Source organism: Nocardioides sp. NBC_00163 (assembly GCF_045206295.1).
GTDB lineage: Bacteria > Actinomycetota > Actinomycetes > Propionibacteriales > Nocardioidaceae > Nocardioides.
The window spans coordinates 5,941,370-5,966,303 of sequence record NZ_CP108155.1; the positions used below are offsets into that span (position 1 = coordinate 5,941,370).

At 69.6% G+C, this 24,934-nt stretch carries 25 protein-coding genes and 1 tRNA gene; 19 read left to right on the forward strand and 7 right to left on the reverse strand.

Features of this window, described 5'->3' with window-relative positions; all coding sequences use genetic code 11:
- Positions 1–9 precede the first annotated feature (9 nt).
- From OG801_RS28360 to der, 10 genes are all read left to right on the forward strand, one after another.
- A complete protein-coding gene (locus OG801_RS28360; protein ID WP_406036316.1) occupies positions 10–906 on the forward strand; it encodes a segregation and condensation protein A in 897 nt (298 codons plus the stop codon).
- A complete protein-coding gene (gene scpB / locus OG801_RS28365) occupies positions 899–1,579 on the forward strand; it encodes an SMC-Scp complex subunit ScpB (protein ID WP_406032499.1) in 681 nt (226 codons plus the stop codon). Before OG801_RS28360 ends, scpB begins: the two co-directional genes overlap by 8 nt.
- Positions 1,576–2,343: a pseudouridine synthase gene (locus OG801_RS28370; RefSeq protein ID WP_406032501.1), complete on the forward strand. Its 768-nt coding sequence runs from the start codon at positions 1,576–1,578 to the stop codon at positions 2,341–2,343. The genes scpB and OG801_RS28370 overlap by 4 nt, the downstream gene beginning before the upstream one ends.
- A 202-nt stretch (positions 2,344–2,545) precedes the next feature.
- Positions 2,546–3,784, forward strand: coding sequence for a threonine--tRNA ligase (thrS, locus tag OG801_RS28375; protein WP_406032503.1), 1,239 nt, complete (start codon positions 2,546–2,548; stop codon positions 3,782–3,784).
- 94 nt (positions 3,785–3,878) lie between these two features.
- Complete coding sequence (locus OG801_RS28380; protein ID WP_406032505.1) at positions 3,879–4,682, forward strand: helix-turn-helix domain-containing protein; 804 nt, start codon at positions 3,879–3,881, stop codon at positions 4,680–4,682.
- Complete coding sequence (locus OG801_RS28385) at positions 4,679–5,077, forward strand: VOC family protein (RefSeq protein ID WP_406032507.1); 399 nt, start codon at positions 4,679–4,681, stop codon at positions 5,075–5,077. The genes OG801_RS28380 and OG801_RS28385 overlap by 4 nt, the downstream gene beginning before the upstream one ends.
- 102 nt (positions 5,078–5,179) lie before the next feature.
- Positions 5,180–6,262, forward strand: coding sequence for a prephenate dehydrogenase (locus OG801_RS28390; protein WP_406032509.1), 1,083 nt, complete (start codon positions 5,180–5,182; stop codon positions 6,260–6,262).
- Between the two features lie 10 nt (positions 6,263–6,272).
- Positions 6,273–6,968 (forward strand): (d)CMP kinase, encoded by a 696-nt coding sequence (cmk, locus tag OG801_RS28395; protein WP_406032511.1) that lies wholly within the window; start codon positions 6,273–6,275, stop codon positions 6,966–6,968.
- The gene (locus OG801_RS28400) at positions 6,965–7,705 is read left to right on the forward strand and encodes a lysophospholipid acyltransferase family protein (protein WP_406032513.1); all 741 of its coding nucleotides are present in this window, start codon (positions 6,965–6,967) and stop codon (positions 7,703–7,705) included. The genes cmk and OG801_RS28400 overlap by 4 nt, the downstream gene beginning before the upstream one ends.
- Positions 7,698–9,083: a ribosome biogenesis GTPase Der gene (der, locus tag OG801_RS28405; protein ID WP_355017255.1), complete on the forward strand. Its 1,386-nt coding sequence runs from the start codon at positions 7,698–7,700 to the stop codon at positions 9,081–9,083. Before OG801_RS28400 ends, der begins: the two co-directional genes overlap by 8 nt.
- Here der and OG801_RS28410 read toward each other — a convergent pair.
- The gene (locus tag OG801_RS28410; RefSeq protein WP_406032515.1) at positions 9,080–10,111 is read right to left on the reverse strand and encodes a helix-turn-helix domain-containing protein; all 1,032 of its coding nucleotides are present in this window, start codon (positions 10,109–10,111) and stop codon (positions 9,080–9,082) included. The genes der and OG801_RS28410 overlap by 4 nt on opposite strands.
- Positions 10,112–10,227: 116 nt before the next feature.
- Between OG801_RS28410 and OG801_RS28415 the strand changes: the two genes are divergently transcribed.
- Positions 10,228–14,019, forward strand: a complete 3,792-nt coding sequence (locus tag OG801_RS28415; RefSeq protein WP_406032516.1) for a S8 family serine peptidase — start codon at positions 10,228–10,230, stop codon at positions 14,017–14,019.
- 72 nt (positions 14,020–14,091) lie between these two features.
- Here OG801_RS28415 and OG801_RS28420 read toward each other — a convergent pair whose 3' ends face one another.
- Complete coding sequence (locus tag OG801_RS28420) at positions 14,092–14,583, reverse strand: MarR family transcriptional regulator (RefSeq protein ID WP_355017258.1); 492 nt, start codon at positions 14,581–14,583, stop codon at positions 14,092–14,094.
- A 114-nt stretch (positions 14,584–14,697) separates the two neighbouring features.
- On the opposite strand from OG801_RS28420, the gene OG801_RS28425 reads away from it, so the two are divergent.
- Entirely contained in the window at positions 14,698–15,192 is a 495-nt protein-coding gene (locus OG801_RS28425) for a VOC family protein (RefSeq protein ID WP_355017259.1), read from the forward strand.
- Between the two features lie 47 nt (positions 15,193–15,239).
- On the opposite strand, the gene OG801_RS28430 is transcribed toward OG801_RS28425, so the two are convergent.
- The 3 genes from OG801_RS28430 to OG801_RS28440 all read right to left on the reverse strand — a co-directional run bounded on the left by OG801_RS28430 (position 15,240) and on the right by OG801_RS28440 (position 17,767).
- Positions 15,240–15,800 carry a hypothetical protein gene (locus OG801_RS28430; RefSeq protein ID WP_406032518.1) on the reverse strand — a complete coding sequence of 187 codons (561 nt, stop codon included), beginning with the start codon at positions 15,798–15,800 and terminating at the stop codon, positions 15,240–15,242.
- 81 nt (positions 15,801–15,881) lie between these two features.
- Positions 15,882–17,267 (reverse strand): GntP family permease, encoded by a 1,386-nt coding sequence (locus tag OG801_RS28435; RefSeq protein ID WP_406032520.1) that lies wholly within the window; start codon positions 17,265–17,267, stop codon positions 15,882–15,884.
- Positions 17,264–17,767, reverse strand: coding sequence for a gluconokinase (locus tag OG801_RS28440; protein WP_406036317.1), 504 nt, complete (start codon positions 17,765–17,767; stop codon positions 17,264–17,266). The genes OG801_RS28435 and OG801_RS28440 overlap by 4 nt, the downstream gene beginning before the upstream one ends.
- A gap of 147 nt (positions 17,768–17,914) precedes the next feature.
- On the opposite strand from OG801_RS28440, the gene OG801_RS28445 reads away from it, so the two are divergent.
- The 6 genes from OG801_RS28445 to OG801_RS28470 all read left to right on the forward strand — a co-directional run bounded on the left by OG801_RS28445 (position 17,915) and on the right by OG801_RS28470 (position 21,734).
- Positions 17,915–18,652 (forward strand): FCD domain-containing protein, encoded by a 738-nt coding sequence (locus tag OG801_RS28445; protein WP_355017262.1) that lies wholly within the window; start codon positions 17,915–17,917, stop codon positions 18,650–18,652.
- 61 nt (positions 18,653–18,713) lie between these two features.
- Positions 18,714–18,787: transfer RNA gene (locus OG801_RS28450), tRNA-Pro, on the forward strand.
- A gap of 117 nt (positions 18,788–18,904) precedes the next feature.
- The gene (locus OG801_RS28455) at positions 18,905–19,834 is read left to right on the forward strand and encodes a class II glutamine amidotransferase (RefSeq protein ID WP_406032522.1); all 930 of its coding nucleotides are present in this window, start codon (positions 18,905–18,907) and stop codon (positions 19,832–19,834) included.
- Between the two features lie 206 nt (positions 19,835–20,040).
- Positions 20,041–20,520 carry a hypothetical protein gene (locus tag OG801_RS28460; RefSeq protein ID WP_406032524.1) on the forward strand — a complete coding sequence of 160 codons (480 nt, stop codon included), beginning with the start codon at positions 20,041–20,043 and terminating at the stop codon, positions 20,518–20,520.
- Positions 20,517–21,044 carry an RDD family protein gene (locus tag OG801_RS28465; protein WP_406032526.1) on the forward strand — a complete coding sequence of 176 codons (528 nt, stop codon included), beginning with the start codon at positions 20,517–20,519 and terminating at the stop codon, positions 21,042–21,044. Before OG801_RS28460 ends, OG801_RS28465 begins: the two co-directional genes overlap by 4 nt.
- Before the next feature lie 219 nt (positions 21,045–21,263).
- Positions 21,264–21,734, forward strand: coding sequence for a DUF6325 family protein (locus OG801_RS28470; RefSeq protein WP_355017281.1), 471 nt, complete (start codon positions 21,264–21,266; stop codon positions 21,732–21,734).
- 246 nt (positions 21,735–21,980) lie between these two features.
- Here the strand turns inward: OG801_RS28470 and OG801_RS28475 are convergent, their stop codons facing one another.
- Entirely contained in the window at positions 21,981–22,505 is a 525-nt protein-coding gene (locus OG801_RS28475) for a cupin domain-containing protein (protein ID WP_406032529.1), read from the reverse strand.
- Positions 22,505–23,401 carry a LysR substrate-binding domain-containing protein gene (locus OG801_RS28480; protein ID WP_406032530.1) on the reverse strand — a complete coding sequence of 299 codons (897 nt, stop codon included), beginning with the start codon at positions 23,399–23,401 and terminating at the stop codon, positions 22,505–22,507. The genes OG801_RS28475 and OG801_RS28480 overlap by 1 nt, the downstream gene beginning before the upstream one ends.
- A 167-nt stretch (positions 23,402–23,568) precedes the next feature.
- Between OG801_RS28480 and OG801_RS28485 the strand changes: the two genes are divergently transcribed.
- A complete protein-coding gene (locus OG801_RS28485; protein WP_406032532.1) occupies positions 23,569–24,915 on the forward strand; it encodes an LLM class flavin-dependent oxidoreductase in 1,347 nt (448 codons plus the stop codon).
- Positions 24,916–24,934 lie beyond the last annotated feature (19 nt).

Consider the following 24,934-nt stretch of genomic DNA (forward strand, 5'->3'; position numbering starts at 1 on the left):
GTCACGCAGATGCCGGCTGGGCCGACGACGGATGGCCCTGCGGGGGCCGAGCAGGAGTCGAGCGGCACCGGGGGTTTCGAGGTGCACCTCGGCAACTTCGAGGGCCCCTTCGACCTGCTGCTCAGCCTGATCGCCAAGCACAAGCTCGACATCACCGAGGTCTCGCTGGCCACGGTGACCGACGAGTTCATCGCCTACGTCAAGAAGGGCGCCGCCGACAGCGGGTCCTGGGATCTCGAGCAGACCTCCAACTTCCTGCTGGTCGCGAGCACGCTGCTCGACCTGAAGGCGGCTCGGCTGCTGCCGCAGGGCGACGTCGAGGACGAGGAGGACCTCGCGCTGCTCGAGGCGCGCGACCTCCTCTTCGCCCGACTGTTGCAGTACAAGGCGTTCAAGCAGGTCGCGGCCGTCTTCGGCGAGCGGCTCGCGAAGGAGTCCAAGCGCCACCCGCGTTCGGTGCAGCTCGAGCCGCGCTATGCCGGCCTGCTGCCCGAGGTGCTGATCGGGATCGGGCTGGACCAGTTCGCCCAGCTCGCGGCCGCCGCGATGGCGCCCAAGCCGGGGCCACCCGAGATCGGGCTCGCCCACATCCACGGCTCGAAGGTGTCGGTCAAGGAGCAGGCGGCGCTGGTCATCGAGCGGCTGCGCGCCGGCGGGCAGGTGACCTTCCGTGGCCTGTGCTCCGACTCGCCGGACACGCTGACCACCGTGGCCCGGTTCCTATCGCTGCTGGAGCTCTTCCGTGAGGGTGCGGTCGCCTTCGACCAGGTCACCGCGCTGGGCGAGCTGACCGTACGCTGGACCGGCGACGAGGCGCTCGATGTCGATGAGCTGATCCAGGACGAGTTCGAGGGGCAGCCGCCCGCGGAGGGCGGCGCCGATGACGGGGAGAAGGACGATGACTGAGGCTGCGACAGGGGAGACCACCGAGGAGACCCTGGCGATCGAGTTCGCCGACCTGCGGCCCGCGCTCGAGGCGGTCCTGATGGTCGCCGACGAGCCGCTGGCCGCGGAATCGCTGGCCTCGGCGGTGGGCCACCCGACGGCCGCGGTGATCGACGCTCTGCAGGCGCTGGCGGCCGAATACACCGAGCAGGGCCGCGGCTTCGACCTGCGCAACGTCGCGGGCGGCTGGCGGTTCTACACCCGCGAGGAGTACGCCGCTGTCGTCGAGGGTTTCGTCCTCGAGGGCCAGCAGGCCCGGCTCACCCAGGCGGCCCTGGAGACGCTGGCCGTGGTCGCCTACAAACAGCCCGTCTCGCGCGCCCGGGTCTCCGCGATCCGCGGCGTCAACGTCGACGGCGTGATGCGTACGCTGCTCACCCGCGGCCTCGTCGAAGAGGCCGGGCAGGACCACGAGACCGGCGCCAACCTCTACCGCACCACCGGCTACTTCCTCGAGCGGATCGGCATCACCGACCTCGGCGACCTGCCGGAGCTCGCCCCCTACCTGCCCGACCTCGCCGACATGGAGGAGGAGCTGACCGAGCAGGTCAGCCAGGAGGCGCTCGCCGCGCAGCCCGAAGAAGGCGCGGCGAATGGGTCGGACTCTGACGATGCGGCAGAATCGCAAGCGTGAGTGACCTGCCTGAGCGAGACGATCTGCCGCTGGACGACGAGGGCCTGATCCGGCTCCAGAAGCTGCTGGCCCTGGCCGGCATCGCGTCGCGGCGCGGCAGCGAGCTCCTGATGCTCAACGGCTCTGTCGAGGTCAACGGCGAGGTGGTCACCCGCCTCGGCACCAAGGTCGACCCCGGCAAGGACGTCGTACGCGTCGACGGCAAGCGGCTCCCGCCGATCTCCGGCAAGGTCTACCTGGCCCTCAACAAGCCGCGGGGCGTGGTCTCGACGATGAGCGACCCCGAGGGCCGCCGCAACCTGTCCGACCTGGTCGCCGACCGCCCGGAGCGGCTCTTCCATGTCGGCCGTCTCGACACCGACACCGAGGGCCTGATCATCCTCACCAACGACGGTGACTTCGCCCACCGGCTGGCCCACCCCAGCTACGAGGTCGACAAGACCTACGTCGCCGAGGTCACCGGCGAGATCTTCCCCAACGTACGCAAGCGACTCCTCGCCGGCGTCACCCTCGAGGACGGCCCGGTCACCGTGACCAAGGCCCGGATCATGGAGACCCGCAAGGACAAGTCGATCATCGAGCTGGTCATCCACGAGGGACGCAACCGCATCGTGCGCCGCCTCCTAGACCACCTCGACCACCCGGTCACCCGGCTGACCCGCACCCGGATCGGCCCGGTACGGCTCGGAACCATGAAGCCCGGTGAGATGCGCGACCTCTCCCGCGAGGAGCTCGGCGAGCTCCTCGACACCACCGAACTCTGAGGGCCCGGAAACCCTGGTGCGTACGCCGGCCCGAGCCGTTAAGGTGAGCGGCATGCAGCAGCGCGCGATGAGCACGACGACGCCGGACCCACTCCGGCGCTGACCTGCTGTCCACTTTTCGCAGACCGCCCCGGAGCATCGCTCCGGGGCGGTTCTCGTCTCTGGTGGCTGTGCTCCGGGCATCACCTCAGGAGCATCTACCGTGAATCTCGATCATCGTGACCTCAACCGCGATCTCGCCATCTTCGCCACCGACCCGCTGGCCGGATCCGGGCTGCCACTCTGGCTGCCCGACGGGGCCGTCATCTTCGCCGAGCTCGAGCGACTCGCCGCCGACCTGGCCCGGGCCGACGGCTGCGTACCGGTCAAGACCCCAGTGCTCGGGAAACGCGCGCTCTTCGAGCGTTCGGGTCACTGGGCGAAGTTCGCCGACGACATGTTCCCGCCGATGGCCATGGGATCGGGTCCGGCGGGGGAGAGCGGCGACGAGCTCGTGCTCCGTCCGGCCAACTGCCCCCACCACGCGCTGGTCTACAAGGCCCGCCAGCACTCCTACCGCGAGCTCCCGATCCGGCTGCACGAGCTCGCCCCGATGTTCCGCGCCGAACGCTCCGGGGTGCTCTCGGGACTGAGCCGGGTACGCCAGATCAACCTCGACGACACCCACGTCTTCTGCCGCCCCGACCAGGTCGCCGAGGAGGCGGGGAAGGCGCTGCACTCGGCGCTGAAGGCCCAGGAGATCCTCGGTCTGCGGGTCGACTACGTACGCCTCTCCCTCCGCGACGCCTCCCCGTCCTACCTCGGCTCCGTCGAGCAGTGGGACGGTGCCGAGGAGGCGCTGAGGAAGGCGGCGGCCGAGGCCGGCGTCGAGGTCGTCGTGGCGCCGGGCGAGGCCGCCTTCTACGGTCCCAAGCTCGACCTGCAGGTCATCGACCCCGCAGGCCATGAGGAGACCATCGCGACCGTCCAGATCGACTTCAACCAGCCCGAGCGCTTCGACCTCACCTACGACGCCGCCGATGGCTCGCGAGAACGGGTCGTGATGGTCCATCGCGGGACCGTCGGGTCGATGGAGCGCGTCACCGCCGCCCTCCTGGAGCGCTACCAGGGTCGTCTCCCGCTGTGGCTGGCGCCGGCGCAGATCGCCGTCCTCCCGGTCTCCGCGGACCAGGACTCCGCGGCTCGCAGGCTCGTCGACGCGCTCGTCGCCGAGGGCCTCCGTCCGCGCCTGGACGCGGGCGGCTCCCTCGGGGGCAGGATCCGGGAGTCTCGTCGTCGGCGTGAGCCGTTGATCGCGGTCATCGGGGCGGTCGAGGCTGACGCCGGGCAGGTTCAGGTACGCGACGTCGCGGCGGGTGTCGAGCGGCAGGTCGATGTCGACGATCTGGTGGCGGTGATGAAGGCGGCGTATGTGTCTCGGGCGGTTGAGATCTCCTGGTGAGATCTGGGCCGTGCCGCCAAGCGCTATCGCACATCATCTCCGCTCAGCGCGATAGTGCATGGGCAACCCGCGCCGACCGTGGCACCATCGAGACATGACCGTGCCGGAGGTGCTGCGGCCCTATGTCACCTCGCTGGTCACCTACGACGTGGATTTCGGGGCGCCGGGGGTGCATCGGGGGATGCCGTCGACCGAGATCACTTTGGTGCTCTCGGTCGACGAGCCGTTGGTGACCTCGTGGGGGAGCGGGACGGAGCCGGTCACGGCATGGTCGCTGGTCTCCGGGCTGCACACCCGGCCGGCGGCGATCCATCATCACGGTTACCAACGCGGCGTGCAGCTGGGGCTGACGACCGCCGGGGTGCGGGCGCTGTTCGGGATGCCGGCCGCGGCGTGGCGGGGCGAGCTCCTCGCCCTCGACGAGGTCGCGGCGCCTGGCGGCGTACGTCATCTTCCGGAGCGGCTGGCCGAGGCCGATCCGCGGGAGTGGTCGCGGTTGGTCGTGACTGGCCTGGTCGAGGCGCTGGCGCGCCACGGCGAGCCTGGACCCAGCGCGGAGGTTGGCCGCGCGCTGGCGCTGCTGACCGGGGGAGCGGCCGTGCAAGAGGTGGCCGACGACGTCGGCTACAGCCGCCGGCGGATCGGCGACCTGGTGCGCGCCGAGACCGGGGTGGCGCCGAAGCAGTTCCAGCGGCTGGCCCGCTTCGACCGCTCCCGCGGACTCGTCGGCCGGATGCCGCTGGCTCGGGCGGCGACCGTTGGCGGCTACGCCGACCAGGCACACCTGACCCGCGAGTGGCAGGAGTTCGCCGGGTGTACGCCGACTACCTGGTTGCGTGAGGAGTTCCCATTCGTTCAAGACCTGGCCGACCCGCAGGCGGTTGACTCGGATGCATGAGCAATGAGCAGAAGTTCGATGTAGCGAAGATCAAGTACTGGCAGTCGATGGCGTTCCAGGACGCCGAGGCGATGATGACGTGGCTGAGCGCAATCGGTTTCGTCGAGCACTCCACCTACCGCGAGGGCGGCATCGTCGTCCACGCAGAATGGCTCTGGCCCGGCGGGGGAGGGCTGATGTTCGGGCAGGTACGCGAGGGTGGGAGCCTGAAGGTCGCCGGCGGCTCCGGGGTCTACCTGATCGACCAGGACCCCGATGCCCTCTTCGGCAAGGCGGTCGCCGCGGGCGCCACCGTGGACCGGCCGATGGTCGACCAGGACTACGGCGGCCGTGGCGGCACGGTGACCGACCCGGAGGGCAACTCGTGGTCCTTCGGCAGCTACCAGCCGTCATGAGCGCACGGCGATATCGCACACCCTGGTCGTCGGTCGCGATAGCGCACCACGGGCGCTGAGACGAAGAGGGTTCGGCAGCATCGACCCTTTAGCCTTGGGGACATGGGTGAAACCGGGGGAGCGCTGACCGGGCCGGTCGAGATCGTGGGTGTCGGCCTGCTCGGCACCTCGGTCGCGCTCGCCTGCGCTTCCGCCGGCCTCGACGTGCTGCTGAGCGACTCGGTCGCCAGCCACGTGCGCACCGCGACCGGCCTCGGCGCCGGCCGCCGCCGCAAGCCCGGCGACACGCCGCAGCTGGTCGTGGTCGCGGTCCCGCCGGCACACCTCGGCGAGGTGATCACCCGAGCGCTCGCCGACAGCCCCGACGCCGTCGTGACCGACGTCGGCAGCGTGAAGGCCTCGCCGCTGGCCTACGTCCGTGAGCACAGCCCCGGCGACGTACGACGCTACGTGGGCAGCCACCCGATGGCCGGCAGCGAGCGCTCCGGGCCGCTGGCCGCGACCGCGACGCTGTTCGAGGGGCGGCCCTGGGCGGTCACGCCGCACGCGGAGGCCGACCCCGAGGCGACCGAGCTCGTCGGCGAGCTCGCCACGCTGTGCGGAGCCGTCCCGCTGACCCTCAGCCCGGAGGACCACGACCGGGCCGTCGCCCGCACCTCGCACGTGCCGCACCTGATGGCCGCCCTGGTGGCCGGCCGCCTCGCGGTGGCACCGGAGGGACACCTCGGCCTCAGCGGCCAGGGCGTACGCGACGTGACCCGCGTCGCCGCCGGCGACCCCGGCCTCTACGGCCAGATCGTGGCCGGCAACGCCCGCGCGGTGACCGACCTGCTGACCGAGGTGCGCGCCCAGCTCGACGAGATGATCGCGGCGGTGGGCACCGGTGACGCGGCCGCCCTGGACGTACTGCTCAAAGAAGGTCAGGCCGGGACCAGAGCGATCCCCGGCAAGCACGGCCGGCCGCAGACCGCGCAGGCGACCATCTACGTCACGGTCCCCGACGAGCCCGGCAACCTGGCCCGTCTCTTCGCCGACGCGGGGGAGAGCGGCGTCAACATCGAGGACGTACGCATCGACCACGACCCCGGCCGCCCGGTCGGTGTCATGGAGCTGATCGTGGCCGACGACGCGGCCGACCGGATGCAGGCGGTTCTGGAGTCTCGGGGTTGGGTCGCTCACCGGTAGGCTCCCGCCCGTGAGCAGCAGCAATCCCACCAGTGTCCCCGCAAGCATCGTCATCGCCGTCGACGGCACCTCCGGCTCCGGAAAATCGAGCACTTCCCGCGGGGTCGCCGACCGCCTGGGCATGCGCTTCCTCGACACAGGTGCGATGTACCGGGCGATGACCTGGTGGATGCTCAGCAACGACATCGACGTGCACGACGCGGACGCGGTCGCCGCAGCTGCAGGCAAGCCGGTGATCACCTCCGGCACCGACCCGCTCGGACCGACGATCGCCCTCGACGGGTCCGACGTCTCTGTCGAGATCCGCAGCGACCGCGTCAACGCGGCGGTCTCCCCGGTCGCCACCGTCCCCGAGGTCCGCGCCCGGCTGGTCGCGCTCCAGCAGCAGGAGATCCGGGAAGCGCTCGCCGCCGGCTCCGGCATCGTGGTCGAGGGTCGCGACATCGGCACCGCGGTCTGGCCTCAGGCCGACCTGAAGCTGTACGTCACCGCCGACCCCGCCGCCCGCGCCGCGCGCCGCGCGGCCGAGGAGGGCGGCACCGACGCGGAGGCCGTCCGCGCGTCGCTGGAGAACCGCGACAGGATCGACTCCACGAAGGGCGGTGCGGCGGTGCCGGACGGCGCCACCCACCTCGACACGACGCCTTACACGCTGGAGGAGGTCATCGACCTCGTCGTCGACCTCGCTCAGAAGGCGGGGGAGTGAGCGCGAGCCCGCACGCGGGTACGCCCCGCATGGAGCTCCCCTCCTTGGATGAGGTCCCGCATCCAAGGCGATGGGCGCTGTATCACATCAACGTCTACGCGCGGTGGCTGATCCGGCGCCGCTTCGACGTCCGGCTGCACGAGACGGCCAACATCCCGGAGACGGGGCCGGTGGTCTTCGCCTCGAACCACGTCGGCATCATCGACGGTCCGCTGCTGGCGATCTTCACGCCACGTCCGGTGCATGCGCTGACCAAGTCGGAGATGTTCGAGCACTGGTTCCTCGGTCCGTTCCTGCGCTGGGCGGGCCAGATCCCGCTGTACCGGTTCGGCAGCGACCCGGCTGCGGTGAAGCTGGCGTTGCGAGTGCTGCGTGAGGGCAACGCGATGGGGATCTACCCCGAGGGCACCCGCGGCGCGGGCGACCTGGTGCGGTTCAACCGCGGAGCGGCCTATTTCGCCCTCGCCTCCGGTGCTGTCGTGGTGCCCGTGACGATGCTCGGCAGCCGCGAGCCGGGCGGTGGCATCTCGTCGTTGCCGCACAAGGGTGCGCGCATCGACATCGTCTATGGCGAGCCTTTCGCCGTCGAGCGCGTAGGCTGGCCGCGTACGAGGGAACAAGTCGGGCTTGTCTCGGGTTTGATCCAGAAGCACATGCAGGTCCAACAGGACCATGCCTTGGCGTTGACCGGTCGCGAACTGCCCGGTCCGCTACCTAGCGAGGAGAACAATGACTGACCCCGACGTTTCGTATGAGGACGTACGGAACTTGACCGAGACCGACGAGACCCCGACCGGCCCGCTGCCGGTGCTGGCGGTCGTCGGCCGCCCGAACGTCGGGAAGTCGACCCTGGTCAACCGGATCATCGGTCGTCGCGAGGCCGTCGTCCAGGACGTCCCCGGCGTGACCCGCGACCGCGTCTCCTACGACGCCGACTGGAACGGCAAGGCGTTCACGCTGGTCGACACCGGCGGCTGGGACCCCGACGCCCAGGGCCTGGCCGAGCGGATCGCCGCCCAGGCCGAGATCGCGGTCTCCCTGGCCGACGCCGTCCTCTTCGTCGTCGACGCGACCGTCGGCATCACCGACTCCGACGAGGCAGTCGTACGCATCCTGCGCAAGTCCGGCAAGCCGGTCGTCCTGGCGGCCAACAAGGTCGACGACATGCGCACCGAGGCCGAGGCCGCCGCGCTGTGGAACCTCGGGCTCGGTGAGCCCTGGCCGGTCTCCGCGCTGCACGGCCGCGGCTCGGGCGACATGCTCGACGCGATCCTCGCGGTGCTCCCCGACCCGCCGCCGCTTCCCGAGGGCACCGAGATCGGTGGCCCGCGTCGGATCGCGCTGGTCGGCAAGCCCAACGTCGGCAAGTCGAGCCTGCTGAACAAGCTGGCCAAGGAGGAGCGGGCGGTCGTCGACAACGTCGCCGGCACCACCGTCGACCCGGTCGACGAGCTGATCGAGCTCGGCGGCCGCGAGTGGCGCTTCATCGACACCGCCGGCATCCGCAAGCGGGTCAAGGAGGCCTCGGGCCACGAGTACTACGCCTCCCTGCGCACGACCACCGCCATCGACCGCGCCGAGGTCGCCGTGCTCGTCCTCGACGGTGGCGAGAAGATCTCCGAGCAGGACATCCGCATCCTGCAGACCGTCCGCGAGGCCGGCCGGGCGCTGGTGATCGCGTTCAACAAGTGGGACCTCGTCGACGAGGACCGTCGCTGGCAGCTCGACCGCGAGATCGAGCGCGATCTCGTCCAGGTGCAGTGGGCCCCGCGGATCAACGTCACCGCCCGCACCGGCTGGCACGTCGACCGCCTGGTCCCGGCTCTTGACAAGGCCCTCGAGGGTTGGGAGACGCGGATCGGCACCGGCGCGCTCAACTCGTTCCTCGGCCGCCTCGTCGCCGAGCACCCGCACCCGGTCCGGTCCGGCAAGCAGCCGAAGATCCTCTTCGGCACCCAGCCCTCGACCGCGCCGCCGACGTTCGTGCTCTTCACCAGCGGCAAGCTCGAGGCCTCCTACGAGCGCTTCATCGAGCGTCGCCTGCGTGAGGAGTTCGGCTTCGTCGGCACCCCGATCGTGCTCCAGCAGCGGGTTCGGGAGAAGCGCAAGCGCTAGTCCTCAGGCGGGGCGGGCGTCAGATGACCGTCCGCCCCTGCCTGGACCCAGCCGTTGTTCGCGGCGTGCCAGCCGAGCTGCATCCGGGTCTCCACGCCGGCCAGGTCGAGCAGCGCCCGCACCCTTCGCTGCACGGTGCGCAGCGACGTACCGAGCTGTTTGGCGACGGCCTGGTCGGTGAGCCCCGCGAGCAGCAGCCCGAGGACCTGCGCGTCCTCGTCGTCGACCTGCTGAGCGACGTCGCCGGTGAGCCCTGAGGTGCCGACCAGCATCGGTGTCGCCTGGTCCCACACGTTCTCGAAGAGGGCGATCAGCGCGTCGAGCAGGGTGCTCTCCCGGACCAGCAGCGCACCGACGACGTCGCCCGAGGAGGTCAGCGGCATCAGGGCGAGGCGCCGGTCCACGATGATGAGCTTGAGCGGCACCTGATCGGCGAACCGGACCTCCTCGCCCGCGTCGGTCGCCTCGATCGCCTCGTCGACGGTCACGTCGTGGCTCTCCAGCATGCTGCGTTCCACGACGACGCGGTAGAGCACGCCGCGCGCGACCGCCTTGTTCTCGGCGGAGTTCTCCTGGCTGGAGGTCACGATCACCGGCGGGCGGACGAACGCGTAGACGCGCTCGCGCGCGCCGAGCTGGACCTGCTCGAACCGGTGCCGGACGGCATCCTCGCCGTGGATGACGTCTACCACGTCCGTGGGGCCACGGCCGGCGGCGGCCACGCGATAGGCCTCGTCGAGCCGGCTGAGCTCGATCTCGGCATGCCGCACCTCGTCCTGCTGCCGGGCGAGCAGCGCGCCGAGCGCGATCGCGGGCGGTGCCGCGGCGAAGCGCCGCTCGTCGCCGGTGATCCGGGCGGCCAGGCCGTGCTCCTCGAGGCGGCGCAGCAGCAGATGAGCCTCTCCCGGGGAGGTGCCGAAGGCGCTGAGGGCAGCCGCGAACTCGGCGGCGGTGGCGGAGGGCATGGCGATGAGCTCGCCGTAGGCGAGGGTCTCATCAGGGGTCAGACCGAGCACGTCGCCGAGCATGGCACTTCTGCGACAGACCGGGGGCGTTCCGCCGCTGACGGAGTCTCGCCATGCCGTAAAACCGCCACGACAACGCTCTTGTCGCCTGTCGCGCCCCATTGACAGGGTCCATCCCCATGAGACCCCCAACCACCTCTGGCCTGTCGGCCGCTACCAAGGCCGTCGCGGCAGCTGCTGCGGCGACCGCCCTGGTCGCGACCATGGCCACCAGCGCGCATGCGACCCCAGGCACCGACCCCACGCCTGAGGGCCCCCAGACCGATGCCGGCAGCACCACGGCCGGCACGGCACCACGTACGCCCGCCCTCGACGACGGACGGACCACGATCACCCTCGTGACCGGCGACGTCATCGACGTGACCGCGACCGACGACGGCGTCCTGACCCTCGGACTCGACCCCGCCGGCGCTGCCATCGAGACACAGCAGGTGGGCGACCACCTCTACGCCATCCCCACCGCTGCCAAGCCCTACCTGGCCGCGGGCACCCTCGACCGCCGGCTGTTCGACGTCACCGCGCTTCTCGAGATGCGCTACGACGACGAGACGGTCGTCGCCACTCCGCTGATCCTGGAGCAGGCCTCGACCCGCGCCAAGGCGGCGAAGCTGCCGGGCGCCGAGCGTACGCTCGACCTGCCCAGCATCGACGCCGACGCAGTCGCCGTGAACAAGAAGAAGTCGTCCGCGTTCTGGTCGGCGGTAGCCACCGACGGTGGGGCGTCCGCGCGCGCCGCTGGTCCGGCCGGGAAGCTCGGCGGCGGCGTCGAGAAGATCTGGCTCGACGGCAAGGCCGAGACGACCCTGGACCGCAGTACCGCGCAGATCGGTGCGCCCGAGGCGTGGGCCGCGGGCTTCGAGGGCAAGGGTGCGACCGTCGCGGTCCTCGACACCGGCATCGACGCCACCCACCCCGACGTCGCCGACCAGGTCGACGGGGCGCAGTCGTTCGTCCCGGGGGAGGAGGCCACCAGCGACGCGCACGGTCACGGCACCCACGTGGCCTCGACCGTCCTGGGCACCGGCTCCGCCAGCGAGGGTTCCTACAAGGGCGTCGCCCCCGGCGCCGACCTGCTGGTCGGCAAGGTCCTCGACAACGCCGGGTACGGCCAGGACTCCTGGATCATCGCCGGCATGGAGTGGGGTGCCGCGAACGCCGACATCGTCTCCATGAGCCTCGGCGACTCCAGCCTCAACGACGGCACCGACCCGATGGCGCAGGCGCTCAACGCGCTGAGCGAGCAGACGGGCGCCCTGTTCGTCGTCGCCGCCGGCAACAGCTACGCCGAAGGATCGCTCGGTAGCCCCGGCACCGCGGACGCCGCCCTCACAGTCGGTGCGGTGGACGACGGTGACGTACGCGCCGACTTCTCCAGCTACGGTCCGCGGGTCGGCGACCACGCGATCAAGCCCGACCTGACCGCCCCCGGCGTCGGTATCGTCGCGGCCCGCTCCCAGCAGGCGTCCGGCGAGGGCTGGTATACCTCGATGAACGGCACCTCGATGGCCACCCCGCACGTCGCGGGAGCCGCCGCGATCCTCAAGGGCGCCCACCCCGACCTCACCGGTGAGCAGCTCAAGAGCGCCCTGGTCTCCTCGGCCGCGGACATCGACGCACCGGCGTACGAGGTCGGCACCGGCCGCCTCGACGTACCCGCCGCTCTCGACGGCGTGGACGGCTCCGGCGACGGGTTCCTCGGTTTCTACGGCTGGCCGCACGACGGCGACGAGCCCGCCAGCGGCACCGTCACCTACACCAACTCCACCGACGCCGACGTGACCCTCGCGCTGAGCACCGACGTCGTCGGGCCCGACGGCAAGGCGAGCGACCTCGTCTCGCTCTCGGCCGAGGAGGTCGTGGTCCCTGCCGGTGGAAGCGCCGAGGTGACGATCACGGCCGACGCCGACGACGCCGCCCTCACCGGTAAGTACAGCGGTGCCGTCGTCGCCACCTCCGGCGAGATCACCGTGCGCACCGCGACCGCGCTGGTCAAGGAGGAGGAGCGCTACGGCCTCGACATCACCGCGCTCGACCGGTCCGGCGAGCCCGCGACGGGCTACGTCGACTTCTACCGCTACGGCGACCAGTTCGTCAGCAGCCTGCCGATCGACCCGGCCACGGGCACGGTGCCGACCCAGCGCCTGCAGCCCGGCACGTACTCGGCCACGGCGTTCCTCGACGTCGCCGGCTCCCAGGGACCCGGCTCGACCGGCATCGCACTGGTCGGCGACCCGCAGGTCGTCGTCACCGACAAGGACCAGTCCGTCGTGCTCGACGCGCGCGACGCCGACGAGCTCACCCTGAAGACGCCCAAGGACAGCGACGTCGCCTACCGCCGGTTCCAGTTCTTCAACGACTCCGGCATCGGCGGGCTCTACGCGACCTTCGGCGCGACCTACGCCGTCCCGGTCGACGTCGACTCGATCTACGCCGAGGCCACTGGCCTCGTCGACAGCGCCGAGTTCGACTTCGCCGTACGCTGGCGGGCCACCGAGCCGGCACTCGACGTGACGGCGCGGAGCTCGCGGCCGCTCGCGTTCGACCCGGTCTATCAGCTCGGCTCGTCCAGGCTCGACGGCCGGGTGTCGCTGAGGACGGTCGCGGCAGGCAAGGGCACGTCCGCCGACTACGAGGACGTCGACGCCAAGGGTCGGGCCGTGCTCGTGACCAGGGACGACGCCGTCACCGCCGAGGAGCGGGAGGCCGCTGCGCAGGCTGCCGGTGCCGCGCTGCTGGTGGTCGTCAACGACCGTCCGGGCCCGCTGGTCGACTTCGTCACCCAGGAGGACCTGCCCGTAGTCTCGGTGCGCTCGACTCAGGGCGAGAAGCTCGTCGCGGCCGCCGCGAAGGGCAAGGTGACCCTGGAGGGCAAGGCCGTGGAGTTCCCGAACTACCTCTACGACATCTCCAAGAGCTGGCCCGGTGAGATCCCGGCCGAGCTCGCGCTGGCGCCGACCACCCGGCAGCTCGCCACCGTGGAGAGCCGCTATAACGACACCCAGGAGCGGCTCGCCGTCGACGACCGCGCCGACTGCCGCGACTACCAGTGGCCGCCGTGCCTCAGCGTCCGGGCGCTGCAGCCCACGGCGACCGACCGGACCGACTACGTCTCCACCTACGACGGCGTCACCTGGTACGAGAACGTGGATCACGAGAGCACTTGGGAGCAGCGGGGCGTGCGTCAGGCGTACGAGCCGCGTAGCACCACGGTGCGCAACTGGTTCGCTCCGGTGACCGCGCCCCGTACGGGCGACGGCTACTGGGGTCCCCGACACAGTGGCGACTGGTTCGCGGTCAACGTCCCCGACTCCAGCGGGGCGGCCGGGATCACCGGTGGGTTCCCGTGGGGCGAGACCCCGGTGACCTCGCGTCTCTTCCAGGGCGACACGCTGGTGCGGGAGAGCATCAGCCATGCGGTTCAGACCACTGTCCCCGTGGCCGAGGGTCCGCAGACGTACCGCTTCGAGATCGACACCGACGCGGCCGGCGACGCCCACCGCTACTCGACCAGCACCCGTACGTCCTGGACGTTCGTGGCCGACCAGGCGGATCCGGTCCCGTCCGGTGAGGTCGGTACGCCGTTGCCCCTGCTCCAGCTCGACTACGACGTGGACACGGCGCTCGACGGCACGGTGCGTGCAGGTGCCGAGGTCCCGTTCGCGGTGGTGCCCTACACGGTGCCGGGCGCCGAGCGCGCCGGCTCGGTGAAGGCGGCGACGCTGGAGGTCAGCTACGACGGCGGCTCGACCTGGACCGCGGTGAAGCTGCGCAAGGACGGTGACCGTTGGGAGACGCGCCTGCGGATCCCGGCCCGCGGCGCGGACCTGGTCTCGCTCCGGGCCACCGCCCGGGACGACGCCGGCAACACGGTGACCCAGAAGGTCGTCTCGGCCTTCGGGGTCAAGCGCTAGCAGCCCACAAAGTTCAGGCCCGCAGGTCACCGGTGGTGACCTGCGGGCCTGACGTACGTCTTCGGACCGGGCTCAGGCGGCGGAGCCGTCCGCGGCGACCGACGGGGGCTTGACCTCGAGACGCTCCAGCACGCCCTGGTAGAGCTTGGTCAGGGCGGCGACCTCCTCGGCGGTGAACGCGTCGAACATGACGTGGCGGATCAGCCTCACGTGCTCGGGAGCGGCGGCCTCGATGGCCTCCAGTCCCGCCGGGGTGAGGTCGACGAAGGCACCACGCCGGTCATCGAGGCACTCGCGGCGCTCGACGAGGCCGCGCGCGGCCATCCGCATCACCTGGCGCGAGAGCCGGCTCTTCTCCCACTGCAGCTTGTCACCGAGCTCGTACATCCGCAGCGAGCGGTCGGGGACGTCGGTCAGGTTGACCAGGACGTCGTAGTCAGCGAGGGAGAGGCCGTTCTTGGACTGGAGGTCGCGGTTCATCCGCGAGGTGAGCTGTGCGTTGACGGCGAGCCAGGCACGCCACGCCACCTGTTCGTCGTTACTGAGCCACTTGACCTCATCCATAAGGCACACCTTACCGAGTCGTAGCTTGCGCTTTCAGCACCGCCGCCCGCCTCCGGCAACTGTTGACGCAGAAACTAGACTGGATCCGAGACGTCATGGCATGAGGAGAGCACGATGAGCATCGACATGGACTTCATCACGAAGGACCGTGAGCGGATCAAGAAGGAGTATCTCCGCGAGGAGGGCCTCCGCCCGGCCAGCACGGCTCGCGGGATCCACCACACCGCGCTGCTCTCCTCGGACGTACGCAGGTCGATCGACTTCTACCAGGGGCTCTTGGAGTTCCCGCTGACCGAGATCTTCGAGAACCGCGACTACGCCGGTTCCGACCACTTCTTCTTCGACGTCGGGGCGGGCAACCTGCTGGCCTTCTTCACGCTTCCCGGGCTCGACCTGGGCCCGTACGCCGAGGTGCTCGGCGGGCTGCACCACATCGCGATCTCGGTGACGCCTGAGAACTGGGACTACCTGCGCGCGAAGCTCGACGTGGCGGGCGTCGACTACATGGTCGAGTCCAAGTCGTCGATCTACTTCATGGGGCCCGACGGCGAGCGGCTCGAGCTCCTCGCCGACCCGCTGGGGGAGATGTACGGCACCAAGGTGCTCTGAGACGAGGCGCAGTCGGGACGGGTCGTCTCGGCCCGTCCCGGCCGCGCTCAGGGACGGTCGAACGGGTCCTCTGGCACCTCGAGCTCGAGCTGCTCGGCGTAGACCTGCTTCTCGGCCCGCCGATCGGCCAGCCACGCCGTCAGCGCCACGACGACCAGCTGCGAGCGGGACTCCGCGGCCATCTCGTGGACCATGGCGTCCAGTACGTCGACATTCGTCGCCAGCAGACGCAGGGGCATCGTGACGTACGGGTCCTCGAGCCGTTTCGGCTGAGGCACGGTGCGCATGAAGGTGCCGTCGGAGACGGGCCTGGTCTTCTCGCGCAGCGCTGCCTGGTGGGCGCGCAGCAGGACCGGCAGCCGGGGGCGGGTCGCCGCGACGGCGTCGAGCATGACGTCGACGAGCGAGCGCGGGACCTCCTGGCTGTAGGTCTTCCACTGCGCCGCCAGGGATGCCGGCACGGAGAGGCTGATCGCCTGCACCGGCATCCCCTGGCGCCGCCCGGCGCCCTCCCGCTTGGATTTCGTGCGATGGGCCGGGGTGCCCTTGCGGGAGATCGGGTCGAGCTTGCTGGGGGCTGTGTTGGATGGGGAAGGTGTATCCGACACGGTGAGCTCCTGTGGTGGGTGTGATCCATGTGTCAGGAGTGATTCTGTCGGACAGCACCGACAGTTTCGTGAGGGCGGGTGTCAGATCACCATGCTCAGCGCCAGCACGAACACCAGACCGGACACGGAGAGCACCGTCTCCATCAGCGACCAGGACTTGATCGTCTGGCCGACGTCGAGGCCGAAGTACTCCTTGACCAGCCAGAACCCGGCGTCGTTGACGTGGGAGAAGAACACCGAGCCGGCGCCGACCGCGAGCACGACGAGCGAGACCTCGGCGGCGGGCATGTTGGCGACCAGGTCGACCACCAGCGACGAGGCGGTGATGGTGGCGACGGTCGCGGAGCCGGTGGCGAGGCGGATGAGGACCGCGAGCACCCAGGCCAGCAGGATCGCGGACACCCCGGAGCCCTGAGCCCAGTCGGCGAGCTGAGTGCCGATGCCGGTGTCGATCAGCGACTGCTTGAACCCGCCACCGGCGGCGACGATGAGCACGATGCCCGCGATCGGCGGCAGCGACATCTCGACCGTCTTGGCGATCTGGCGGCGGTCCATCCCGGACCCGCGGCCGAGCGTGAACATGGCGACGAGGACCGCGATGGTCAGTGCGACGAGCGGGTAGCCGATCACGTCGAAGACCTGCTGGACATTGTTCTCGGGGTCGTTGATGACGATGTCGACGATCGCCTTGGCGAGCATCAGCACGAGCGGCAGCAGGACGCTGAACAGGGTGACGCCGAAGGAGGGGCGACGGGTCTCGCCTTCGGGGTTGGTCACCGGAGTGGCGTCGAAGGTGTGCGGCGCGTCGACGACCACCCAGCGGCCCGCGAGCTTGCCGAACAGCGGCCCGCTGACGACGATGACCGGGATCGCGACGAGTACGCCGAGCGCGAGCGTCGTGCCGAGGTCGGCCTGGAGCGCGTCGATCGCGGCGAGCGGACCCGGGTGCGGCGGCACCAGGCCGTGCATCGCCGAGAGGCCCGCAAGGGTCGGGATGCCGACGGTGATCAGCGAGACCTGCGCGCGACGGGCGACCAGGTAGATGACCGGCATCAGCAGCACGAGGCCGATCTCGAAGAACATCGGCAGACCGATGATCGCGCCGACGAGCGCCATCGCCCACGGCAGCGTACGAACCGAGGACCTGCCCACGATCGTGTCGACGATCTGGTCGGCACCGCCGGAGTCGGAGAGGAGCTTGGCGAACATCGCGCCCAGTGCGATCAGCAGGCCGACGCTGGTCGCGGTCGCGCCGAAGCCTTCACCGAAGGAGGTGATCACGTCCATCACGTTGCGTCCCGCCAGCACACCGACCGCGACGCCGCCGAGCAGGAGCGCGAGGAACGGGTGCAGCTTCACGTAGGTGATGAGGATGACGATCAGGGCGATGGAGGCCAGCGCGGCGGCGAGGAGTACGCCGCCGGAGGCGACCGGTGCGACCGGCTCTGGCGCGGCGAGGAGGATCATGCTGACTCCTTGGAGATGAGGTTGGGGGTCAGGTTCTCGGTGGTGAGATAGCGGTCGACGATCGCGTCGATGTCCTGGTCGATGTCGATGGTCGTGCCCCGCTCGTCCGGAGCGAGCGGCTCGAGGGTCGCGAACTGCGAGCGCAGCAGCGACGGCGGCATGAAGTGCCCCGCGCGGGCGGCGAGGCGTGCCTCGACCACCTCAGGGGTGCCGCTGAGGTGGAGCAGCCGGAGTCCGTGGGCGCGGCTGTGGAGCAGATCGCGGTAGCTGCGCTTGAGCGCCGAGCAGCTCAGCACCGCGCCGGTCTGCTCGTGCTCGGCGAGCCAGCCGCCGAGCGTCTCCAGCCAGGGTTGCCGGTCGTGGTCGTTCAACGCGCGACCGGAGGCCATCTTCGCGATGTTCTCCGGCGGGTGGAAGTCGTCGGCGTCGGCGAAGGGGACCCGGAGGCGCTGGGCGATCGCAGCGCCGACGGTCGACTTGCCGGAGCCGGAGACTCCCATGACGACGAGGAGGCGGTGTCCTGAGCCTGTCGAAGGGGGGTTCTGTGTCACGCGTCACAGGGTGCATCAAAAGGCATCCGTTTGGCAAGGCGAGGTGTCATAAAGGATTCTGATTACGTCGCGTTCGGATTATGCGACGATGCCGCAGTGACGACTTCCAGCGGTGATGCCGTACATCGACTGCACCAGAGCGTCCGAGACGCGCTCGGACGCAGGATCGTCTCCGCCGAGTTGCCGCCAGGGGCCGTCCTCACGCTGGAGGGGATCCAGGCGACGTACGACGTCTCGCGCCCGGTCGCACGGGAGTCGGTGCGCGTTCTCCAGGCGATGGGCATGGTCGCCACCCGGCGACGTGTCGGCATCACCGTCCTCCCGCGGCAGAAGTGGAACGTCTTCGACCCGCTGGTCATCCGCTGGCGGCTCGACGGCGAGGGCCGGCGCGAGCAGCTGCTCTCGCTCTCCGAGCTGCGGCTCGGGTTCGAGCCGATCGCGGCCCGGCTCGCCGCCGAGCGGGCCGAGCCTCAGCACCACGGCGAGCTGGCCAGATCCGTGGCCGACATGGTGGTCCACGCTGCCGCCGGCGACCTGGAGGCCTATCTCGAGGCCGACACGACCTTCCATCGCGTCCTGCTCAACGCCTGCGGCAACGACATGCTCGCCGCCTTCGGCGACCTCGTCGCGGAGCTCCTCGCCGGACGTACGCATCACCACCTGATGCCCGACAAGCCGAACCCGACCGCCATCGAGCTGCACGAGAAGGTGGCGATCGCGGTACGCAACGGCGACCCGGCAGCCGCCGAGCAAGCCATGCGCGCCATCATCGACGAAGCCGCCGAGGCCCTCGCCTCCGCCGACGACCCGCCGGACGGGGATACCGATTGGTGAGCGCGTGAAGCCGTGCGGTAGTGTTCGGAGCGCTTCGAGCGGAGAAATCCACTCGCAGTTTCGGGCTGTGGCGCAGCTTGGTAGCGCACTTGACTGGGGGTCAAGGGGCCGCAGGTTCAAATCCTGTCAGCCCGACAGATTCGCCCCTGACCTGCATCGCGGGTCAGGGGCGTTTTTTGTGTCTGTCCGCGAGGTTCACCACTCTCCGACCGCGCCACGCTACCGATTCGGGTCCGCCGTTATCCGCTACGGGTGATCCGCTGGCCCGCCTTCGCTGTTGTAGTGGAGCAGTCGCGCTCCGATATGTGTCGGGGGCGGAGAAGGGAGATTGCCATGTGTCGTTGGCTCGCATACTCAGGTTCGCCGGTGCTCCTGGAGGACCTTCTGTTCAAGCCGGAGAACTCGCTCGTGGTGCAGAGCAAGCACGCACGGCTGGGAGTGGAAACGGTCAACGGCGACGGCTTCGGTGTCGGCTGGTACGGAGCCCAGGACACCCCGGGGACCTACCACAGCATCGAGCCCGCCTGGAACGACCGCAACCTCCGAGAGCTCTCGGCCCACGCTTCCGCCGGTCGGGTCTTCGCGCACATCCGAGCGACGACCGGCACGGCGGTCCAGCAGACCAACTGCCATCCCTTCCGCCACGGCCGCTGGCTTTGGATGCACAACGGGGCCATCGCCGACTTCCCGTTGCTGAAGCGCGACCTGACCCTGGCCGTCGAGCCCGGGCTGTTCCCCGACATCGAGGGATCGACGGACTCGGAGCTGTTCTTCTTCCTCGCCCTGACCTTCGGACTCCAAGAGAACCCGCCGGAAGCGGTGGCTCAGGCAGTTGGCCTCATCGAGGAGACGGGGCGACGCCACGGAGTCGAATACCCGATCCAGATGTCGGTGGCGACCACCGACGGGGAAACCACGTGGGCATTCCGGTACTCCAGCGAGGGTAGGTCCCGATCGCTGTTCCACAACGCCGACGTCGCCACACTCCGTCTCCAATACCCCGACAACCCGGTACTGCATCAGCTCTCCGATGACGCACGCCTCGTGGTGTCCGAACCGTTGGGGGACTTGCGGGGGGCGTGGCGGGAAGTGCCGGAGTCCTCCTGCCTCATCGTCAAGGGTGGCCGCGAGGAACTGCAGGGGTTCTCACCTTCGCCTGCCCGTGCACCGAACTCACCCTGAATCAGGCCGCGTCGAGACCGCTGAATCACACGAGATGGGTGATGAGAGACAGATCGGACGGCCCTAGGCTGCCAGCGATCCACGACTGGAGGAGGCGGAACCTGCGATGGGAATCTTGCGCGTACGACGAGGCGATGACCCAGACCTGCGTCGGTTCCGGTTGAGGCAGACGCTGTGACGATCCGCGTGCCCGAGCCGGCGACGTCATGACCGACGGTCGGCAGAACAGCAAGAGGCTCCTCGGCCGGGTCGCCGGCGCAGTGACGGAAAGGGTCGTCGACACCGTCGACCCCGATATCGTCCTGGAACACGTCGACCTCAACGCGCTGCTCAGCCGAGTGGACCTCGACGCGGTTCTGGCGCGGGTCGATATCGATGCGTTGCTCGCACGGGTCGACCTCAACACGCTCCTCGCCGACGTAGACCTGGACGCCCTGCTGAGGAACGTCGACCTCGAAGCGCTCGTACGCCGCTCCGGCATCCCCGACATCGTCGCGGAGAGCACCTACTCGATGGCTGGTTCCGCCCTCGACGTCGCCCGGCGACAGTTGGTGGGGCTCGACGTCGTCGTCGACCGGATCGTGGACCGGCTGATGCGACGGAGCGAGGACGAGCGACTGGAAGGGCCGCCCAACCTGGTTGCGGCCCGACGAGGGGCGCCCGACCAGGGAACGGCAGCACGATGACCCGCCGGGTGCGCCGCTCGGTGTCCGGACACTATGCGGGAGCGATCAGCAGGGCAGCTGCCGCTGCCATCGACGGCCTTCTCATCGCCGGCCTCTACACGCTGGGCGTCGCCGGGTTCGGCTACCTGCTCGATATGTTCACGTCCACGTCGCTCACCGGCGACCGCTCGACTCTGCTCGGGATCGCTGCCTTCGCGATCTGGGCCTTCTCCTACGTCTTCATCAGCCTCGCCATCACCGGCCGGACGATCGGGAAGGGACTGACCGGACTGCGCGTCGTACGCGCCGACGGCACTGCACCAGGGGTGCGCACCATGTTCGTCAGGACGCTGGTGTTTCCCCTCAGCGTGATCTTCTTCGGGATCGGCCTGCTCCTGATCGTGGTGCAGCGCGAACATCGTTCTGTCCACGACTTGATCGCCAAGACCTGTGTTGTCTATGACTGGGGGGACCGGAGCGCTGAGATGCCGGGACCACTCTCGGACTTCCTCAACCGCGCCCAATCGGACTCCCCGCAGCCCTGACGACGCCCGCAGGGTGGCCAGTGATGATTGCGACGGTCGGTTCCCTCAACATCCTGTCCGACGGCATCCGTGATTCTGGCACTCGGCGCCGCGATCCGGGTCGGAACGCCACCCGAGTCATCCACCTCGGATGACGCGTGGACAGGGCTCCGCCGCCGATGATGGCAAGGACGCGGCGCCACAGGGGTGCCCGCAACCAGCAGAGCAGGAGGTGGTGGCATGACCGACCAGATGACCGTGCACGAGAGTGAAACCCTTGACGAGCTCGGCCCTGTCGACTGGATCGTGGTGGAGTTCCCCGGCAGCCGGTTCAACGGCGAGATCGCGCCGACACTGACGGACCTCGTCGACCGAGGGATCATCCGGATCCTCGACCTGCTGATGATCCGTAAGGACGAGGACGGATCGTTCGATGCGTTCGAGATCAGCGACCTCGACGAGGGCGAGATCGGGGGCATCCGGGGCTACGAGACCGAGATGGCCAACCTGCTGAGCCAGGAGGACGTGGAGTCCGTCTCGGCGGCCGTCGAGCCGGGCAGCACCGCCGCGCTGTTGGTCTGGGAGAACACCTGGGCCGCACCGTTCGGATCCGCGGTGCGTCACGCCGGCGGACAGCTCGTCGCGAGTGGCCGTATCCCCGTTCAGGCGATTTTGGCCGCTATCGAAGCAGATCTTGAGGAGGAGGACTGACATGCCATTGCGACGCAGGGCACGACGGGGAGTCATCGGCCCCGCACCAGTTGCCAGAACGGCCGCTGTCGTAGGTACCGCCGCCGTCGTCACCCACGGTGTACGCCGGCGGGGTGATCGCCGCGAGGACCGCCGAGACGACCGCCGAGACCGACGACGTTGACATCCCCTCGACTGATGTCCATCGGCTCCGCCCAGCACCTCCTGGCCTCCATCTGAGCGAGGCAAGGAGCGTACGTTCGTCGATCAGTCGTTGCGCAGACGGACCTCGGACCAGTCGAGCCCGTCGAGATTGACGACGATCGCCTCCTGGGTCGTGCGGGCGATCACGACGACGGCCTCGGTGTCGGGGTCGGGGTTCTCCTCGCGGTGGGGGACCCACGGTGGCACAAAGACGTAGTCGCCGGGGCCGGTCTCCACGCGGGTCTCGACGGGCTCGTCTCCCTCGGTGTCGAGGAAGACGAAGACCGGGTTGCCGGAGACGACGTAGATCGCGGTCTCGGAGGCGCCGTGGTGGTGGTTGGCAGAGGCGGTCGAGGCGGGGACATGGGTCTGGCCCATCCACAGGTTCTTCGCGCCGACGGTCTTGCCGCTGACCGCCTCGAGTCGTCGCATGCCGGAGGTCTGCCCGGTCTGGTCGACCAGACCGGGCGGAGCCACGTGGTGGAGATGCCGATGGAAGGCGTCGATCTCGGCGGGAACGAGGACACCGCTAGGAGTGCGGATGAAATCCCCCTCGGAGGACCCGGCGGGTACGTGAACGGCGGACATCAGGCTCCTTTGGCCAAGGTGAGGACGGGGTTGTTGCCCGGCAGGGCGAGCAGTGGTCGCAGGACGGCGGCCACCTGTGCGGCTGTCTCCTTGGGTAGGCCGGGTCGGGTGCATACGTAGAGCGGGAGCGGGTCCGGTGTCGGCAGGTCGGGCACCCGGACCAGGCCTTCGGGAGTCTCGCCGAGGGTGGCCATGAGTGCGACGCCGAGGCCGGCGCCGACGGCTGCCTGGACACCGGCCAGCTGGATGGCCTCGGCGCCGATGGTTGCCGGGATCGAGTGATCGGCGAGCGTCTCCAGCGCCCGGCTACGAAGCGCGCACGGTTCGTCGAAGGCGACGATGGGCACGGGGCCGGTCGCCGCCGGGAGACGCCAGGAGTGCGACGCGAACCAGGTGAGGGTCAGGTCTCCGACATACAGGGCCCGGGGGTCGTCGGCCCGCTGGATCAGCAGGGCCAGGTCGATGCCACCGGTGGTGAGGCCCTCGCGCAGCTTGTTGCCGCGGTCGATCCGGAACCGGAAGTCGCGCTTCGGCACCGACTGTGCCAGCGCTCTGGACATGTTGGGCAAGAGCTGCGCGGCAGCGTGCTCGGTCGACCCGATCGTGACTCTGACCGGGGTGTCGGTGGGGGAGGGACGGAACTTCGCCACTGTCTCATCATGCAGCGCGATGATCCGGCGCGCCTGCCCGAGGAGCACAGCCCCGTCGGCGGTGAACCGGGATCCACGACCTTGCCGCTCGACCAGCGTGCGCCCGATCGCGGACTCCAGGCGGCGTACGTGCTGGCTGACCGCGCTCTGTGTCAGGTGCAGCGCGGTGGCGGCCCGCTGGAAGCCGCCGAAGTCTGCGACGGCGACGAGGCTGCGCAGAGGGGCGATATCCAGATTCTGACTCATGTCGATCAGAGTAATACACAATTGATGAGCGTTCGTGATGGTTCAGCATCGTGGAACGTCGTTGGACCCGGTGGCATTTGTCTATCAAACTCATAGACATAAGGCTCTCTGGATAGAGGGCCACCGCGGGCTGACAACCGGCCGCGGCTGACCACCACGGAGGCAGCATGTCCCGACGCACGATCAAGCTGGGCGCCGTTCCGTACGGCACCGGCGGTCCGGGCCAGCACCGGCTCTGGCTCGACCCGGAGATCCCGGGCGACGCGAGCGTGAACATCGACTGGTTCATCCAGACGGCCAAGCTCGCCGAGCATGGCAGCTTCGACCTGATGTTCATCGTGGACAGCCAGTTCATCACCCCGCACAGCCCGCCGCACTACCTCAACCGTCTCGAACCGCTCACCCTGCTCTCCGCGGTGGCCACCCACACGAAGCATCTCGGTCTGGTCGGCACCGCGACCACGAGCTTCAACAGCCCGTTCAACCTGGTACGCCGCTTCGCCTCCCTCGACCTGATCAGCCACGGTCGCGCCGGGTGGAACGTGGTCACGACCGGTGACGCCGGTACCGCGACCAATTACGGGCTCGATGAGCACTACGACTACGACACCCGCTACGGCCGCGCCCAGGAGTACGTCGAGCTCGCTCGTGCGTTGTGGGACTCCTACGAGGACGACGCGTTCGTACGCGACCGTGAGACCGCCCGGTTCCTCGACCCCGACAAGCAGCACGCGCTGAACCACGAGGGCACCTACTTCAAGGTCGCCGGCCCGCTTAACCTGCAGCGCAGCCCGCAAGGACATCCGGTCATCTTCCAGGCCGGTGACTCCGACCAGGGCCGCGATCTCGGTGCCTCCGTAGGGGAGGGGATCTTCACCCATGCTCCCGACATCGGCAGCGGCCAGGCGTTCTACGACGACATCAAGACCCGTGCCCGCCGCTTCGGCCGCGACCCGGACGAGCTCGTGATCATGCCGGGGGTGAAGGTCGTCGTCGGCGACACTGACGAGGAAGCTCGTGAGATCGAGGCCGCCGACCACGAGCGCGACCACGGCTTCGCGGAGGCCCTTGCCGAGTTCGGCCGCCCCTTCGGCTGGCACGACTTCCGGCAGTACGACCTTGACGCACCCTTCCCGGCCGAGGCGCTCGAGCACGGCGAGCGGTCCTTCTTCACCCAGGCCCAGAAGGTCACCCAGCGCGCGGTCGAGAACGGCTGGACGCTGCGCCAGACCGTGGAGGCCACCCGGGTCTTTCGCAAGTCGGAGTTCGTCGGCAGCCCCGAGACCGTCGCCACCAAGCTGCAGGAGTGGTGGGAGGCACGGGCCTGCGACGGCTTCAACATCGGCGTCGACCACCCCACCAACTTCAAGCGGATCGTGGAGGAGGTCATCCCGATTCTGACCGAGCGTGGCGTCTTCCGCCGCGAGTACGAGGCCACCACCCTGCGCGGAAACCTCGGCCTCCGGGTCCCGGAGAACCGCCACACCCTCGCTCGCCGCACCCCGACGAGCTGACCTCCAGAGCGCTCGGGCG